The organism is Myxosarcina sp. GI1, from assembly GCF_000756305.1.
Lineage (GTDB): Bacteria > Cyanobacteriota > Cyanobacteriia > Cyanobacteriales > Xenococcaceae > Myxosarcina.
The window spans coordinates 164,480-180,728 of the sequence record NZ_JRFE01000010.1; the positions used below are offsets into that span (position 1 = coordinate 164,480).

Annotated in this window: 13 protein-coding genes; 8 read left to right on the forward strand and 5 right to left on the reverse strand. The window is 40.9% G+C overall.

Annotation, left to right across the window (positions count from 1 at the left end):
* Positions 1–41: 41 nt before the first annotated feature.
* The 3 genes from KV40_RS05710 to KV40_RS05720 all read left to right on the forward strand — a co-directional run bounded on the left by KV40_RS05710 (position 42) and on the right by KV40_RS05720 (position 3,033).
* On the forward strand, positions 42–428 hold the full coding sequence (locus KV40_RS05710) for a glutamyl-tRNA amidotransferase (protein WP_036478726.1): 387 nt from the start codon (positions 42–44) through the stop codon (positions 426–428).
* Between the two features lie 218 nt (positions 429–646).
* The gene (locus KV40_RS05715; RefSeq protein WP_036478729.1) at positions 647–1,324 is read left to right on the forward strand and encodes a response regulator transcription factor; all 678 of its coding nucleotides are present in this window, start codon (positions 647–649) and stop codon (positions 1,322–1,324) included.
* A 293-nt stretch (positions 1,325–1,617) separates the two neighbouring features.
* Complete coding sequence (locus KV40_RS05720; RefSeq protein ID WP_052055393.1) at positions 1,618–3,033, forward strand: uracil-xanthine permease family protein; 1,416 nt, start codon at positions 1,618–1,620, stop codon at positions 3,031–3,033.
* Between the two features lie 26 nt (positions 3,034–3,059).
* Here KV40_RS05720 and KV40_RS05725 read toward each other — a convergent pair whose 3' ends face one another.
* The gene (locus KV40_RS05725; protein WP_036478732.1) at positions 3,060–4,811 is read right to left on the reverse strand and encodes a CHASE domain-containing protein; all 1,752 of its coding nucleotides are present in this window, start codon (positions 4,809–4,811) and stop codon (positions 3,060–3,062) included.
* A 184-nt stretch (positions 4,812–4,995) separates the two neighbouring features.
* Here KV40_RS05725 and KV40_RS05730 point away from each other — a divergent pair, with 184 nt between their 5' ends.
* From KV40_RS05730 to KV40_RS05740, 3 genes are all read left to right on the forward strand, one after another.
* Positions 4,996–5,676, forward strand: coding sequence for a cysteine hydrolase family protein (locus tag KV40_RS05730; RefSeq protein ID WP_036478733.1), 681 nt, complete (start codon positions 4,996–4,998; stop codon positions 5,674–5,676).
* Positions 5,677–5,795: 119 nt separating this feature from the next.
* The gene (locus tag KV40_RS05735; protein ID WP_036478736.1) at positions 5,796–7,340 is read left to right on the forward strand and encodes an ABC transporter ATP-binding protein; all 1,545 of its coding nucleotides are present in this window, start codon (positions 5,796–5,798) and stop codon (positions 7,338–7,340) included.
* Positions 7,341–7,402: 62 nt separating this feature from the next.
* Positions 7,403–8,113: a cysteine hydrolase family protein gene (locus KV40_RS05740; protein WP_052055394.1), complete on the forward strand. Its 711-nt coding sequence runs from the start codon at positions 7,403–7,405 to the stop codon at positions 8,111–8,113.
* A gap of 44 nt (positions 8,114–8,157) precedes the next feature.
* Here the strand turns inward: KV40_RS05740 and KV40_RS05745 are convergent, their stop codons facing one another.
* From KV40_RS05745 to KV40_RS05755, 3 genes are all read right to left on the reverse strand, one after another.
* Entirely contained in the window at positions 8,158–9,786 is a 1,629-nt protein-coding gene (locus KV40_RS05745; protein WP_036478739.1) for a hypothetical protein, read from the reverse strand.
* A gap of 430 nt (positions 9,787–10,216) precedes the next feature.
* Positions 10,217–11,551, reverse strand: a complete 1,335-nt coding sequence (locus tag KV40_RS05750; protein ID WP_036478744.1) for a TRAP transporter large permease subunit — start codon at positions 11,549–11,551, stop codon at positions 10,217–10,219.
* A complete protein-coding gene (locus KV40_RS05755; protein WP_036478746.1) occupies positions 11,551–12,087 on the reverse strand; it encodes a TRAP transporter small permease subunit in 537 nt (178 codons plus the stop codon). The genes KV40_RS05750 and KV40_RS05755 overlap by 1 nt, the downstream gene beginning before the upstream one ends.
* A gap of 239 nt (positions 12,088–12,326) precedes the next feature.
* Here KV40_RS05755 and KV40_RS05760 point away from each other — a divergent pair, with 239 nt between their 5' ends.
* Positions 12,327–12,959 (forward strand): hypothetical protein, encoded by a 633-nt coding sequence (locus KV40_RS05760; RefSeq protein ID WP_371260769.1) that lies wholly within the window; start codon positions 12,327–12,329, stop codon positions 12,957–12,959.
* 188 nt (positions 12,960–13,147) lie between these two features.
* Positions 13,148–14,080 carry an AAA family ATPase gene (locus KV40_RS05765; protein ID WP_036478748.1) on the forward strand — a complete coding sequence of 311 codons (933 nt, stop codon included), beginning with the start codon at positions 13,148–13,150 and terminating at the stop codon, positions 14,078–14,080.
* Positions 14,081–14,220: 140 nt separating this feature from the next.
* On the opposite strand, the gene KV40_RS05770 is transcribed toward KV40_RS05765, so the two are convergent.
* Entirely contained in the window at positions 14,221–15,693 is a 1,473-nt protein-coding gene (locus KV40_RS05770; protein ID WP_052055395.1) for a GTP-binding protein, read from the reverse strand.
* Between the last annotated feature and the right edge of the window lie 556 nt (positions 15,694–16,249).

The window sequence follows — 16,249 nt, forward strand, 5'->3', positions numbered from 1 at the left end:
TAATTGGTCGATCTAAAAATATTTTTGTTTACCTAATTGTTATGGATAAAACTCTAAATTTAGCGGTAAATGGGGGCTTGATGCGAGGTTTTAAAGATAATAAAAATCTTCTTGATGTCAATGCCACCTTCGTCAAAGAAGCAAAAACAAAACCAATTTATCGTCTGTTTTCCATTAACGATATCCATCCTGCGATGATGCGGGTAGAGACTGGCGGTAGGGCGATCGCCGTTGAGGTTTGGGCGGTTCCCCCCGCAGGCTTGGCAACAATTCTGCTACAAGAACCCCCTGGCTTATGTATTGGGAAAGTACGACTCGCTGACGGTGCTGAAGTTCTCGGCGTAGTTGGTGAGTCAATTTGTTGCGAAAACAGTAAAGACATTACCCAGTATGGCGGTTGGCGCAATTATATTGACTTCTCAAAGTAAGCTTTAAGCTAAAGTAACTGACCTTACGCAGTACGTATCGAAAATTGTTGTTTGTTAGTTGTTAGTTGTTATTGGTTGAATATCTGCTAACCAGTAACCATTAACCACTACCCGCTAACGTTTCGACTATGCTCAACGTTAGCCCTGAGAGAAGTCGAAAGGCTAATCACAAATAGAGCTTGTGCCTAACATCAGTAAAGTAAGTCACGATTGAAGTAATGCAAATTTTGCTGGTAGAAGACGATACATACTTGTCAGAATCTCTGACTGAAGCACTAATAGCACAGCATTATTCAGTCGATTGGGTCTGGGATGGAGAATCAGCATGGGAGCGTATTAGCCTATTTTCCTACGACCTGGTGCTATTAGATGTAACTCTGCCGAAGTTAGATGGTATTCGTTTTTGTCAAAGACTGCGCGCTTGCAACTATTTCATCCCCGTATTGATGCTTACCGCTCGCGATACCAGCTTGGATAAAATTGCGGGTCTTGATTCTGGTGCCGATGCTTACATGGTTAAGCCGTTTAATCTTCAAGAACTCTTAGCACAAATTCGAGCCTTACTGCGGAGAGGTCAGGCTAAACCCATGCCCGTACTAACTTGGGGTAAATTACAACTAAATCCTATTACTTATGAAGTCAGTTATGAGCGCTTACCCATTCATCTAACTCCCAAAGAATTCGTCATGATAGAAGCCTTGTTAAGCTCGGGTAGACGAGTGTTAAGCTGCAACGCTATCATCGAACAGGTTTGGCACGTTCGAGAAGCACCCGAACAAAAGACCATTAAAAGCTATATTAAAAACCTTCGAGCTAAACTCAAAGCAGTTGGCGCACCCAGAGATTTAATCGAAACGGTTCATGGAGTGGGATATCGTTTGAAAGCTTTAGATTAAACGCTAGCAAAACTCGTTTTAAAATTAAGAAAAGATGACATTTTGCACGATTTCTCTACAATTTCATCTCTAAAATTAACACTTCTCTTGTGTAACTTAGATTTTAAAGTTCAAAAATAAATTATATTTTTAGCGCACAAAAATTCAAAACTAATTGTAACTTTTGATGCAATTTTAGCGCAAACTTAATTTTGAACTAAGAAGCGTATTTGCCGATCGCTGCCTTGTAATGAGTGTAGTTAAGAGCGAATGCGGTCACTATCTTAATGTTAATTAAAATGAGTTAAACTCCAATGAGCGATCGAAATCCATTGCCATTAACTACCTCTGCTGAAACTGCTGGCGTACCTGAATCTCCACTGACAGGATCTCAACCCACAGATATGATTTATGGATTGGAGGCTAGACCTGCCCTACAGGAAACCCTTGCTGCTGCTCTACAACACGTGCTGGCAGCCTTTGTCAATATTATCGCCCCTGCCCTTGTAGTCGGAAACAGTATCGGATTAGAAGCTAATGATATTAGCTTTTTAATTAGCATGTCCCTGTTTATCTCTGGTATTGCCACATTTATTCAAATTCATCGTATCGGTCCAATTGGGTCGGGACTGTTAAGTATTCAAGGAACTAGTTTTGCCTTTGTGGGGACAATTGTAACGGTTGGCACCGCAGCAATTGAGTCGGGGCGTTCGCCAACACAAACTCTTGCTTACTTACTGACTATCTGTCTGTTGGGTTCGTTTATTGAAATTATTCTCAGCCAGTTTATTAAACCCCTAAAAAAAGTCATGACTCCCCTAGTGAGCGGTATTGTTGTTGTGTTGATTGGGTTGGTTTTAATTCGGGTTGCAGTTACAGCAATGGCAGGTGGTCCTGGTTCACAGGAAGCGGGTACTTTTGCCAGCCTAGAAAACCTTGGTGTCTCCCTACTGGTCTTAACCGTGATTGTCGTTCTCAACTGTACTGGCAGTAACTTGCTCCGTATGTCAGCAATTTTAATTGGCTTAGTAGTAGGCTATCTCGTAGCATTGCCCCTAGGTATGTTGAACTTTGAAGGAATAGGTCAGCTTTCTTTTGTCACCGTGCCAATTCCATTTCGATACGGATTTGACTTTGGCTTTGCTGGATTTATTCCTTTAGCTTTTTTATATGTAATTACGACTATTGAATCCATTGGCGATTTGACTGCAACTTCAATGTTAGTGGGAGAACCCATCGAGGGAGAAATTTATTTAAGGAGAGTTAAGGGTGGAATTTTAGGAGATGGAGTAAATTCTTTAATTGCAGCTTGTTTTAACACCTTTCCCAACACGACTTTCAGTCAAAATAACGGGGTGATTCAATTGACGGGTGTGGGAAGTCGCTATGTGGGATATTTTATTGCGGGAATTTTGGTGTTGCTAGGAGTATTTCCGATCGTTGGGGGATTGTTTCAAGCTATGCCTCAACCCGTTTTAGGAGGCGCAACCTTGCTGATGTTTAGCTCGGTAGTAGCATCTGGTATCAAGATTCTACATGGTGTAAATCTGAGTCAGCGCAATACGCTAATCTTAATTGTTTCTCTAGGACTCGGTATGGGAGTTTCGTTCGTACCAGAAATTTTAGAAAATACGCCCTATTTAATTAACAGCGTTTTCTCTTCTGGCATTGCTACTGGAGGCATAGCAGCCCTCATTCTCAATATAGTCGTGCCTGGCAGTCGAGAGTAGAGAGTTTGTAGTCCGTAAGATGGCGATTACTCTAGGGGCAAACTTACGATAACTGTAGTACCTCGACCCTCTATGCTCTTGATGTGCCATTCTCCTCGATGCAGATCCACACAGACTTTGACAATCGTTAACCCCAATCCCGTACCCGCAATGTTTCCTACATTACTACCTCGTTGAAAAGCCTCTCTAACATGGGCTAGCTCTGAGACGGGAATGCCCTTACCGCGATCGCGAATCTCGAATGTTGCCGTATAAACATTGCTACTTAGCATAACCTCAATTGTGGTATCTTTTGGGGAATATTTGGCAGCATTGCTCAATAAGTTGCTCAGGAGCGATCGCACTAATTTCTTATCCCAAAACGCTTTAGGAGCCGAGTTGGAACTTGTGAAAACAATCGATTGGCTAATTCCTCCTTGCACCTCATCAATTACCGTTTGACAAAAAATAGCGACATCCAACAATTCTGGATGAAACTCTAACTTTCCTGCCTCTGCCCGTGCCAGGGTAAGTAGATCGGTAATTTGTTGGCTCATTTGTCTGGCAGTCCGATGAATACGCTGAATATTGGTTTGCTTTTGGACTTCAGAAAGCTGATGATGATTGGCTTGCAGTGATTCTGTCGACAAAAGAATGGTGCTTAGGGGGGTGCGTAGTTCGTGGGAGGCAATAGAAAAAAACCTCTGTTTTAGGTCGTTCAAAGCTTTAGTGCGGCTCAACTCTCGTTGCAAGTTATGTAAAAACAGTACTAAACTGCCTGTCAGAAACAATCCCGTTAACAAGACGATTAAAGTGCGGTAGCCGATCCTGAAAGGACGGTTTTCCCAGGGTAAAAAATCAATTAGCCATTGTCGTTGCCCAATCTCTAGAGTACGGGTACAGTGTGTTGGTTTCGGACAAAGGGATTGCGGTTGCCGAACCCGTCTTAAAGATCTATTCTCGGTCGCCATTACCGTTCGTTTGTCTGCATAGTAGCGACCCAAAAATTGTTTATCTGAAGGTGCATCTAGATCGTAAAGGGTAAAGTTAACCGCATAACTCAAACCTTGAAGCGATTCTTCTACGACATCCGAAATGCGAAAAACACCAAGCAACACCCCCTCAAACTGAGTTTGTCGGGCTGCTATTTCTATCGGCACTTCAGCGGTTTGATAGAGAGGCAAGACCATCAAAAATCCATATTGGTCGCGCTGTTCTTGTACCAGGCGAATCCGACCTGTAGCCTGCACCTTACCCGTTTCTCTAGAGGGTTCTATGGCGGCAACTCTAGCGTTACTGGAGTTGAGGTCGAACCCTAATGCTACTTCGTTGCCGACAAAAGGAGCGATATAGGTAACGGGAATATAGTAAGGGCGATTTTTTGCTGGAATTAAGCGATAGTTATCTGTTAACTCAGTAATTTGAAAAGTTGGATAGCCTTCGGCTCGAATCGCTCGTTCGTAAGTAACCCGCTGGTGGTTTTGGACTACGGGTGCCCACTCCAAAGCTTTAATTCCTGGATAGGTTGCGAGAGAACGCGCCACAAAATTAGCAAACTCTTGACGCTGCACTCGATCTTGGGTTACTGCATAATAGTCGCCTAAAAAAGTAAGCACGTTTGTATAGCGATTCAAACTACGTTGGAGCGCGATCGCTAAGTTGTCAATTCGCTGTTGAAAACGGTTTTGTTGTTGAGAAATTTCCCAGCGATAAACCCAAAACGAAGCGAGCATCGATAGGCTTACGCCCATCCCCATCATTATGCTCAACACAAGCACATGACGGAATGATTTAATCATACCTCAATAATATTGCAGAAGATTGTTACATATAAAAAATATAATAAGACAAGACTTTTCTGCTTAGATCGCTAACCTGCATAATCTTTAGAGAAGAAGTCAAAAAAACTCGGACTTATTGTAACTTCATCTATAGTAATCTTCTAAATTTCAACTGTTTCAATTCGTCAAACTCATATTACTTATGTTTATTTCAGCAGACCCCTATCCCTATCCCTATAATGGCGACTTGCGACCCGACAATACCGTGTTGCTAATTATCGATATGCAGACAGACTTCTGCGGTATTGGGGGCTATGTCGATAAGATGGGCTATGACTTATCTCTAACCCGTGCGCCGATCGCGCCAATTGCTAAAGTTTTAGAAATCATGCGAGAGAAAGATTTTCACATTATGCACACTCGCGAGGGACATCGAGCCGATCTAGCAGATTTACCAGCAAACAAACGCTGGCGCAGTCGTCAAATTGGGGCGGGGATTGGCGATCCTGGACCCTGTGGCAAAATTTTAGTACGGGGCGAACCTGGATGGGAAATTATTCCCGAACTTGCACCGCTGCCAGAAGAAACCGTTATCGATAAGCCAGGAAAAGGTTCATTTTATGCCACCGATTTAGACTTAATTTTAAAAGGCAAAGGCGTTCAAAATATTATTTTGACGGGAATTACTACCGATGTCTGCGTTCATACCACCATGCGAGACGCAAACGATCGCGGTTATGAATGTTTGCTGCTGTCTGATTGTACGGGGGCGACGGATTACGATAATTATTTAGCAGCGTTGAAGATGGTTAAAATGCAGGGTGGTGTATTTGGAACGGTAGCAGATTCTCAAGCTTTAATTGAGGCGATCGAGAGTATGTGATTTAAACAATTAAGTTTAATACATCGATCGCCTCAAAAAGTAATTTTAAATACTTAATTGTTAGCCCGACTTTGTCAATCTAAGTTTATCCGATTACAGTTAGCGATCGAGGTAAGTTAATGGATACCATAACCATAAGTAACCAAATTTCTGCCAAGCTACCGCCAGAACTATCAGTAGTTAATATGTCTAAGCGGTTTGGCAGTTTAGTAGCTCTCGATCGCGTTTCGCTGACGGTCAAACCAGGAACCGTTCACGCTTTATTAGGAGAAAACGGTGCGGGTAAAAGCACTTTGGTTAAGTGTGTGATGGGTTTTTATCAGCCTACAGAGGGCAAAGTAGTTATCGACGAGCGATCGCAGCAGATTGCTAGTCCTCGCGATGCCCATAAACACGGGATCGGTATGGTTTACCAACACTTTACCTCCGTTCCCGCCATGACCGTAGCGGAAAACCTCGTACTTTCCCGTTTCGACAAAACCAACGTGATTAACTGGAAACTAGAAACAGAACGTTTGACAGAGTTCATGGCAACTGCACCGTTTCAGGTGCCTTTAGATATTCCCGTCGCCCAACTAGCAGCGGGACAAAAACAGAAACTAGAAATTCTCAAACAGATTTATCTAAAGAGTCGCATTTTGATTTTAGACGAACCTACTTCGGTACTAACTCCCCAAGAAGCCGATGAGGTATTAGGTTTGTTGCAAGAAGAAGTAGCTGCTGGTAAGTTAAGTATTTTGCTAATTAGTCATAAGTTTCGAGAAGTAATGGCTTTTTGCGATGAAATTACCGTCTTGCGTAAAGGTAAGCTAGCTGGAAATGGTTTGGTTAGAGATTTAGAAATTTCCGACTTAGCTGAAATGATGATGGGAGAAAAACGCGAACTCCACAAAATAGAAAAGAGTCAAACACCTGCTAGTAAATCCGTTTTGCAAATTAAAAATGTTTGTGCCGATAAAGATAACGGACTGCCAGCAGTCAAAGAGGTTAATCTGACAGTTAATAGCGGTGAAATTGTAGGTATTGCAGGTATATCTGGTAACGGGCAAAAAGAACTAGTAGAAGTCTTATCGGGACAGCGATCGCCTACGTCGGGAGAAATATTAGTTAATGGTGAAATCTATCGTGCAACTCGCCAGGAAATGGATCGCCATCGAGTTTTTTCATTGCCAGAAGAACCACTACGAAATGCTTGTGTTCCCAACATGAGCGTAGCCGAAAATATGGCACTGCGAACCTTCGATCGCCATCCTCAGTCACAAAAAGGGTTTTTAATTTTAAGTGCCATTCGCAATGCTGCTAAAAAACTAATTGAAACCTTCTCAGTACGTACACCTGCTCCCGAAACTCCAATAGAAAATCTTTCGGGAGGCAATATTCAACGGGCAGTGTTAGCCAGAGAATTATCTTCTAATAAAATAGAGTTACTAATTGCCGCAAATCCCTGTTTTGGTTTGGATTTTGGCGCGGTTGATTTTATTCATCGCTCGATTATTGAAGCGAGAAACAGAGGTGTAGCAGTGCTTCTAGTTAGCGAAGATTTAGACGAACTGATGGAACTCAGCGATCGCCTAGTTGTCATCAGTGAGGGAGAATTAGTCTATCAAAGTCTAACTGCCGAAGCCGACTTGAATATTATCGGTCAACGCATGGCGGGACATTAGTAGGCAAAGGTTATCAATCCCCTGGTTTAGTGAAGTAATAAGTAATAGGTAATAAGTAAGCTATGGTTTCGATCTCCGCACAACCTTATGACTACGAACTACCAAGTCGCGATCGCATGGCGTTAGTAATTATCGATATGCAGCGAGATTTTTTAGAATCGGGTGGTTTTGGAGAAGCTTTGGGTAATGATGTCAGTCAACTTCGGGCGATCGTACCAGCATTAAAGCAGTTATTAGATACATTTCGCGCTCGCAACTTACCGATTATTTATACGATAGAAGGACATCGTTCCGACTTATCGGATTGTCCGCCAGCCAAACTACGACGTGGCAAAGGTAATTTAAAAATAGGCGACAAAGGTACAATGGGACGAATCTTAATTTTAGGCGAACCAGGCAACGAGATTATTCCCGAACTACATCCCCGCGATAATGAAACAGTAATCTTCAAACCAGGTAAAGGAGCTTTTTATAATACCGATTTAGAAACTTTGCTGCAAAAACAGAGTATAACTCACCTAATTATTACTGGAGTTACTACTGAAGTTTGCGTGCAGACAACCATGCGCGAAGCCAACGATCGCGGTTATGAATGTTTACTGGTAGAAGATGCCACCGCCAGTTATTTTCCTAAATTCAAACAAGCCACCTTAGAAATGGTTCGCGCTCAAGGAGGAATTGTGGGTTGGACGACAAGTACAAATAATATTTTAGAAGCTTTGAAAGAGTATATTATGCAAAGCGATCGCCAGAAAATTCAGTCAAATTCTTAGTTCAATTAATTAGAAGCCATTGCGATCGCTTCTATCCAAATTATCTACACCACAGCAGAAGAATCTACAGGTAAGGCATAATATGCAATTCCCTCTGATTGAAAGTTGGATAATTCGTTGGTTACATAGTCCCTTTCAATGGTTGAAGGTGTGTAAAAATGTGCGCCAGTAGAAGGATTATAAAAACGATAAATAGGAGTTGCTCCTTCTATTGGAATGTTGTAGGCGTAAAAAGCTTCTCCTTCATAGTTAAAGTTACTTAGGGTTTGCTGTACGATGTTACGTTCGTTTTCATCGGTAGTGTATAAATGCGTTCCCGAATCGCGATTGAAAAAGCGATGTACTATTGCTAGTGGCTCTAACCCTGTCAGAGGCTCGATACTTGCATAAGAAGCTCCTTCATAAGTGTAGTTTGATAGGTAAGCTCTAACATGATTGCGCTCGATTATATCGGCAGTATAAAAATGAACTCCCGAATTACCGTCATAAAAGCGATAAATAGTGTTGTCGCCAAAGTTTTCTTGAGGATGTTGGGGATTAGTGCTGAAAAAATCGATAATATCTTGGGTATCGATGATGTTGTTGATTCTCTCTATTGCACCCGTCCCAGAGTTTCCTGAGTTGTCAAAAAAATCAAACAGAGTTAAATCGTTTTCTGAACGAGCCACACCATCGCGATCTATATCGACAATTAAATTGTTATCGGATTTTTCTAAACCGACAATTCCTGGTTGGGGTAGAGATAGCGCGATCGCTGAATCGCCATATAATGTATAGTCAGCCCGTAGAGCTAGATAATTGTCGTAATAATAATTTTCAGATAAAGTTTGATTTTCAGTATTAAAAGCAATAATCAAAAGATCGTCTAATTGTCCTCCCGTATCGCGAATTTCACTGCCGCCTCTGGGTTTGACATTGATAGAGTATAAATCGTCATCCAAACCGCCTTCCAAAGTATCTCTACCACCAAAACCATACAAGCTATCGTTACCCAAACCTCCCTGAAGGCTATCATTGTTTCTACTGCCCTCAAGAAACTCGCCTTCATCGGTACCGACTAAAAATACACTGCCTTCCAATTCAGCAGATTTGCGAATAACTGTTGCGATCGCGTCATCAATAATATACGACGACAAACCTAGCCTTGCTAAATCTATTTCTCCCGTTGCCACCAATTCATCCCAGGTAAAGTTACCCCGATAATTTTTAGACTGTCGAAAGCGACTTACAAATTCTTCGTAGCTGAGATATCCTTCTACAAAATCAAAAGTTTCTATGCGATTAGCTGGCTTTTGCCAATCGATTAAAATAGCATATTTATCTGASTCGGTATCGCTAATGTAAAGGTGACGATTTTCTATTTCTGCAAAAAAAGTCGTTTCTTTTTCTAGTCCAAAYCCCGACCCGCCTATAGTAGTCCACAAAATGTTATCAGAATTATTATCATTTTCAATAATAATTGCTGTTGAATTATTACGAATTTGATAGCTATTTCTTCCAGTACCACCGACTAAAATAGTAGTCGATTTGCCATTAGGTAAACCGTTTCCTAAAAATGTAGTTGCAGAGTTGAGAACATCATTACCATTCAAAGCATAAACAATTTCTAAATCTGAGCCGCTAATACTATCAGATCCCGTACCCATTAGTTCGGTAAAATTTCCAACAGTCATAATAAATTATTTAATAACAGTTAATAATAATATTTGTGCTTCAACACTAAAATAAATTACCTCAAATAAACTGGCTTTCAAATAAAATGCTTTTTACAAAATCTTTATTTAAAACGTCTATTGTTTATATTTTTTGTAAAAGCAACTGTCTTTTATTGACAGACTAGTTTTTTTATTTAAATAGTAAACTCTATGCTATAGCATTCCTACTCGATCGAAGAGACTACATTCTCGGTAAAGGCAATAGCGGCGCGACCCTGTGGATGTACCATCCGCAAAGGAAAGCGCACCAAGACAGGCAATAGATATTCTCTAATTTTATTTAGAATTGCTATAGAGCCAAATAAAATTTACAAATTAAAGTGACATATTCAATATATGAAGCGATCGCAAGTATATTCAAAAGTGTTTAGATAACTATTAAACTCAATTAACTAGTAGTTAAAGAAGGTAAAAAGCTCACTAGTTGTGGAAAAGCAATAATTAAAATTAATATCAATAGCTGCAACAAAATAAACGGTATTGCACCGCGATAAATATCTTCTGTAGAAACTTCTGGAGGGGCGACACCTCGCAGATAAAAGAGAGCAAAGCCAAACGGTGGCGTGAGAAAAGATGTTTGCAAGTTAGCCCCAATAATTACCCCATACCAAACTAAATCGATTCCTAGCTGTTGTGCTATGGGTGCAAAAATGGGAATGACGATAAAAGCAATTTCAAAAAAGTCGATAAAGAAACCCAGGAAAAAGATAACCAGCATATTGACCAGCAAAAAGCTAATCGTTCCTCCAGGTAAATCGAGCATCAAGTCTTCAACAAATCTGTCGCCACCGATACCTCGAAATACCAAGCTAAAAGCCGTAGAACCGAGCAAGATAAACATTACCATCGTGGTGATTCTCATCGTGGCATCGCAGACATCTTTTAAAGCCGACCAGTTAAGTTGGCGATTAAAAGCTGCTAGAATTATGGCACCCAAAGAACCTACCGCACCAGCTTCGGTAGGAGTCGCAATACCAAAAAAGATACTGCCCAAAACTACCAGAATTAACAGCAAGGGTGGCAGCATCACTTGAAAGACTCTAATTAACAACGCTTTACCGCCAATTTCTCTAACTTCCCTAGGTAGAGCAGGTGCGGCATCGGGTTTGAGCCAGGCTACTATTAGCACATGCACAGCAAACGCTACCGCCATCAATAACCCAGGAATTAGCGAACCGATAAATAAATCTCCTACAGGAATTCCTAACTGATCTCCCAAAACCACCAAAACCACGCTTGGGGGAATAATTTGACCCAAAGTGCCAGAAGCGACAATTACACCTGTAGCTAATTGTTTGTTATAGCCATAGCGCAGCATAATTGGTAGAGAAATCAAACCCATTGCCACTACAGTAGCTGCCACTACCCCAGTAGAAGCAGCCAACAATGCCCCAACTATAACTACAGCCAAAGCCAAACCACCACGCAACCTACCAAAGAGAATGCCCATAGTTTCGAGCAGTTTCTCGGCGATGCCCGTCTTTTCTAGCATCGATCCCAGAAAAATAAAGTAGGGAATAGCTAATAGGGTGTAATTGGACATAATGCCAAAAATACGGCTGGGCATGGCATTAAAAAAACTGAAGCTAAATTGACCCAATGCCGTGCCAATAAGAGCAAATAAAATTGCTACTCCACCCAATGAAAAAGCGACGGGATAGCCACAGGACAATAAAATTAATGCCCCGATAAACATAGCTATTCCCAGCCAGTCATAGATCATTAGCTTTCTACCTCTTTGGAGTTGTCGCGCCAAATTGCCCAATTTTTAATTGCTTCGGAAATTCCCTGTAGAATTAGCAACAAAAAACCGACAATAATCGCTGATTTAATCGGATAGCGGGGTAAACCACCAGGATCGGGAGACATTTCTTGTATATTCCAAGAATTGATAATACTGCCCCAAGAATAATAGATTATTAGGCAGGAGAAAGGAATCAGTAACAAAATACTGCCTAAAAAATTGGCTAGAGCTTGACGGCGACGACTCCAACCTTTATAAAAAATATCTACTCTGACATGTTCGTTATATTTCAGAGCATACGCCGCTCCTAATAAAAAGATTATTGAGAACAAATACCACTGAGTTTCAATTAGAGCATTAGAAGTCAGGTTAGTTCCCAAGAAACGACCTAAGTAGCGTCCGATAACGTTCCAGACACCAAAAAGAACCATTAATAACACTAGCCAATAAGCAATACGACCGATCCATTCATTGACGGCATCGATGATTCTGGATAGTTGTAACAGTTTCTCCAAACTAGCTCCTTAGTTTGCCTAAAATTCTCGTAGCTAATGCTATCGGTTTTGGCGATCGAAGTCCAGCAGTAAGATACATAAGTTATGAGTTATAAATCGATCGCACTAATGCTGTTTAAAGATAAGATATACTGCGATGAAATGTAGGATAAATCTTGAAATTGACACAGTGGCTCAAGCTGTTTTTAGCTGGTTGTGCTTGGCAAATTGGATTAGTTGGTATTGTTGTTAGTAAAGCGATCGCATTACCACAAGTAGATCCTGAAACGGTTGCTCCAAAGCTCGATATTCCACCAAAAATTATTAGAGAAAGTCCCGTCTTGCAAAAATGGCTTAGGGAAGAACCGAATGTTCTAGAAGATATTCGTAACGATCCTAGCTTTCGTACTCGCCTGCGCTTGGGCTTAGTTACTTTTCCTTCTACCGACAATGCTGTGGGTATCGACATCGGGATCGAAGATGTATTCATCGATCGCACTGGTTTTACTGTTAGTGCAGATTACCAGGCCGCTTTTAATGGCGATCGCACCGCATTAGGTACGGACTTACACTATTTTTTATTTCCCCTTGGTAGTTATATCAATCTCGCCCCCTTAGTTGGCTATCGTTACGTACAGAGTAACGACTTTAATACCGATGGCGTGAATCTAGGTGTTAGGATGATGCTGGCATTATCGCGCACTGGTGCGGGAGACATTTCTATTTCTCAAAGCTTTATTTCTCCTGGTGGTAATGAGGAGGTAGGTATAACTTCTGTTTCTGCTGGTTACGCAGTAACTTCTAAATTACGTTTATCGAGCGAACTAGAACTGCAAAATTCCCCAGAAGATGAAGACACTCGCTTTGGGATTAATTTAGAGTGGTTGTTTTGAGATTGGGGCTATATTGGGTCAATTAATTATTAACGGGTAGCGATTGTCTCACAGTCCATTTTCAAGTGCTTTGAGTATATTTTACTAGCAGATAACGCATCATCTTTAACGCTACGCTGTTAGTTTTTGTTCGCTGGCGGGAATGCTAAATCTATATAAAAATTGTCTGAGAAACTGAAATAAAGGTTATGTATAGTTGGGGTGCATTAGATCTATATAGCGATCGCATTAATAAAGAACTCGAATTTTTACAATTGCAAATAAATAAGCAAAATGAAAAAAATAAGTCTTTTAATAAACAAACAAAAGATAATATTGACGATATTCTGCAAGAATTAAATAGCTTAATCGGACTGAGCGAACTAAAATCAACAATAAACAATTTAATTAGTTTTCTCGATATTCAACGACAACGCCAAGAACACGGTTTGAAAACAGTTCCCGTTACTTTGCATTCCGTATTTTGTGGTTCTCCTGGCACTGGTAAAACTACCGTTGCTCGTTTGATTGGGAAAATATATAAAGAACTAGGAATACTAAAAAAAGGACATCTTATCGAAACAGATCGTTCTGGTATTGTTTCGGGATATATCGGACAGACGGCAATTATAGTAGATAAATTAGTGGAGTCAGCTTTAGATGGAGTACTGTTTATCGATGAAGCCTATACTTTAAAACCAGCAAACTCTGATAAAGATTTTGGACAAGAAGCGATCGATACTTTACTAAAGAGAATGGAAGATTACCGCGATCGCTTGGTGGTAATTGTGGCTGGCTATAGTGACGAAATGACTAGATTTATTCGGTCTAATCCAGGTTTGCAATCTAGATTTAGTCGATATTTTTATTTTGAAGACTATCAACCTAGTGAATTATTAGCTATTTTTGAGAAAGTTTGTGATTCTTACAATTATGAACTGGAAGAATCAACAAAACAAATATTAATAGAAAAATTTACAAAATTGTATAGCGAAAGAGATAAGAGCTTTGGAAATGGGAGATTGGTCAGAAATCTGTTTGAAAAAATCGTCGAAAAACAAGCAAGTCGTTTGACAGTTTTAGATAAAGTCGATCGCCAAATGATGACTAAATTAATTGTTGAAGATATTAATATTTTTTGAAACAATAAAAGTAGTCAATTAATTATTAACTGGTAGAGTAGGCAATACCGAATATTTAGAACTTGACGAAAAATTATCCCAATGCCCACACTCTAGCTTATTGGTTGATGTGGTGGGCAAAGAACGATTCGGTAAAATGTTTACTGGCTGGTGTTGTTATTTACCCATCCTACGGACTTTTTATTCTGCGACAGGGTTAACTTATCTTGTAGTTCCGATTTAATCCGATTGAGGATCGATCGCTCGTCTAAAGAGTCGAGAATAGTTTTAACTACGGTTTTCGGACTTTGTTCTCCCCAAGATGCACCGTTGGCTAAATAAGTTTTGGTAATTTGACCGATCGCATAAGAAGATACTCCTGCAACTCCTCCTTGGGCGATCGCTACAGAAAGATAGGGAGCTAGAGCAATTCCTCCCGTAAGGGGAACTGAAACACCCAAAATACCTTTTAAAGAACTCAAACCAAAGGTAGTTAATAGTTCACTCAGGCTAATTCCTCCCATACTCAGGGCGATGTTTTTTAACAATTTGACCGCTCCTGCTTGAGTCATTTCGATCCCATAGAGGCGAGAGAGAGCCAAAATTAGTGCGACATCCATAATGGCACCTGCAAATAAATCGATCGCCGTTACGGGATTTAATGCTACCGCCATTGCTTTGAGCATCATGCCCTTGTTAATCAAATCGTTAGCGGCGCGATCGCGCAGTTCTAGTTTGCGCTGCAACAAGCGTTCGTTAACCTCATCGGCAAACAGCATACTATTGAGAGCCACCAAAGATTTACCCTCTTGCTGCAACAGTTCTAAAATTTTTAACTTTAATTGCTCTACCTGTGGTAGCCCTCGATCGCGTGTTACTTTAAGCTTGCCATGTTTGTCTTTGACTCCTTTTACTTCTACAGGAGAAGCGGCAACCATGACAATTTCTTCGGGAGAGATTAATTCTTTAACTCGTTCTTCTTTAATTTTGTTGTAGATAGCCAGCCGATCTGCTTCGGGGTACTGGTCGATTTTATTAAACACCAGCAGCATTGGCTTGCCCGCTTCTCTTAACTTAGAGAGGGCGCGATATTCTACCTGAGTAATATCTCCTGAAATGGTAAATAGAATTAAATCTACTTGTCGTGCCAAATTACAAGCCAGGGCTTCTCGCGTTTTGCCGTTAACTTCGTCGATACCAGGAGTATCGAGTAGCTGAATTTGTCCTCCCGCAGTTGGTATAGTCAGCCGCTGAAGATTTTCCGTACTATTGGCAATTGGTTCTGGCTGTAGTTGCCAGTTAGCAGTACCTACATCGCGAGTCACCCCATGCAATGCTCCCGTCGGAAAAACATCTTCTCCTACCAGCGCATTGAGTACCGAAGATTTACCCCTGCCTACCATGCCAAAAGCGGCAATTTGCACCACAGAATGTTCGAGCTTATCTAACATCTGGCTCAAACGCTCTATTTCCCGATCCAATCCCGATCGCTCCTCAGTAGTGAGATCGATATTATCGATTAAATTTCGCAGACTTTTTTGCGCTTTGCGATAGTTAATTTCGGCGGTAATTTCTTCGAGACTAAAAATTGTGTTATCGAGTTCGGTATTGTGCCGAGTTTTTGTGTCTGACAAATAGCACCTCTTGGTTGAGTAGTTGGGTAGAAACAAATCGAGCGAGTATAGCGTTACGAATTTGTAATAAGACTTTCATTACTTATCAATAAGCAATAAGCAATTAACACTCTCGCAGCTAAACTCTTATTGTTCACTGTTTGCTGTTCATTGTTCATTGGTGAATGTTTTGGCAAGTCTCCAGTGGATTTGTACTTTACGGATGTAAAATTACTACGCGGTCAGCGTTCCGTTGGCGTTGGCGAAGCCTTCTCGAAGAGTAGCCTTCTCTGAAAGAGTGGAAACCTCGGAACTACGCGCACTCAAAACCGTTATATTTACTATTGTAAGATTTAAAAAAATCGCTTGTCTTGTGGGAACTAATTACCGCCCAAAATAATGAATAATCTGCTTTCTAACTGGCGAAAATCTAAATGGTTGGCAAGCAGTATTACCGATACCCGTTATGCCTTAGTGGAAGCCTGTCTTATTGGTTTATTTTCTGCTATGGCAGCTTTACTACTCAAACAGGGAATTGGCTGGTTGGGAGGATGGCGAGTTCAAACGGCAGCTACTT

Coding starts and splice junctions, on each gene's coding strand:
- KV40_RS05710 (WP_036478726.1), top strand. CDS start 42: ATGGATAAAACTCTAAATTTAGCGGTAAATGGGGGCTTGATGCGAGGT.
- KV40_RS05715 (WP_036478729.1), top strand. CDS start 647: ATGCAAATTTTGCTGGTAGAAGACGATACATACTTGTCAGAATCTCTG.
- KV40_RS05720 (WP_052055393.1), top strand. CDS start 1,618: ATGAGCGATCGAAATCCATTGCCATTAACTACCTCTGCTGAAACTGCT.
- KV40_RS05725 (WP_036478732.1), bottom strand. CDS start 4,811: ATGATTAAATCATTCCGTCATGTGCTTGTGTTGAGCATAATGATGGGG.
- KV40_RS05730 (WP_036478733.1), top strand. CDS start 4,996: ATGTTTATTTCAGCAGACCCCTATCCCTATCCCTATAATGGCGACTTG.
- KV40_RS05735 (WP_036478736.1), top strand. CDS start 5,796: ATGGATACCATAACCATAAGTAACCAAATTTCTGCCAAGCTACCGCCA.
- KV40_RS05740 (WP_052055394.1), top strand. CDS start 7,403: ATGGTTTCGATCTCCGCACAACCTTATGACTACGAACTACCAAGTCGC.
- KV40_RS05750 (WP_036478744.1), bottom strand. CDS start 11,551: ATGATCTATGACTGGCTGGGAATAGCTATGTTTATCGGGGCATTAATT.
- KV40_RS05765 (WP_036478748.1), top strand. CDS start 13,148: ATGTATAGTTGGGGTGCATTAGATCTATATAGCGATCGCATTAATAAA.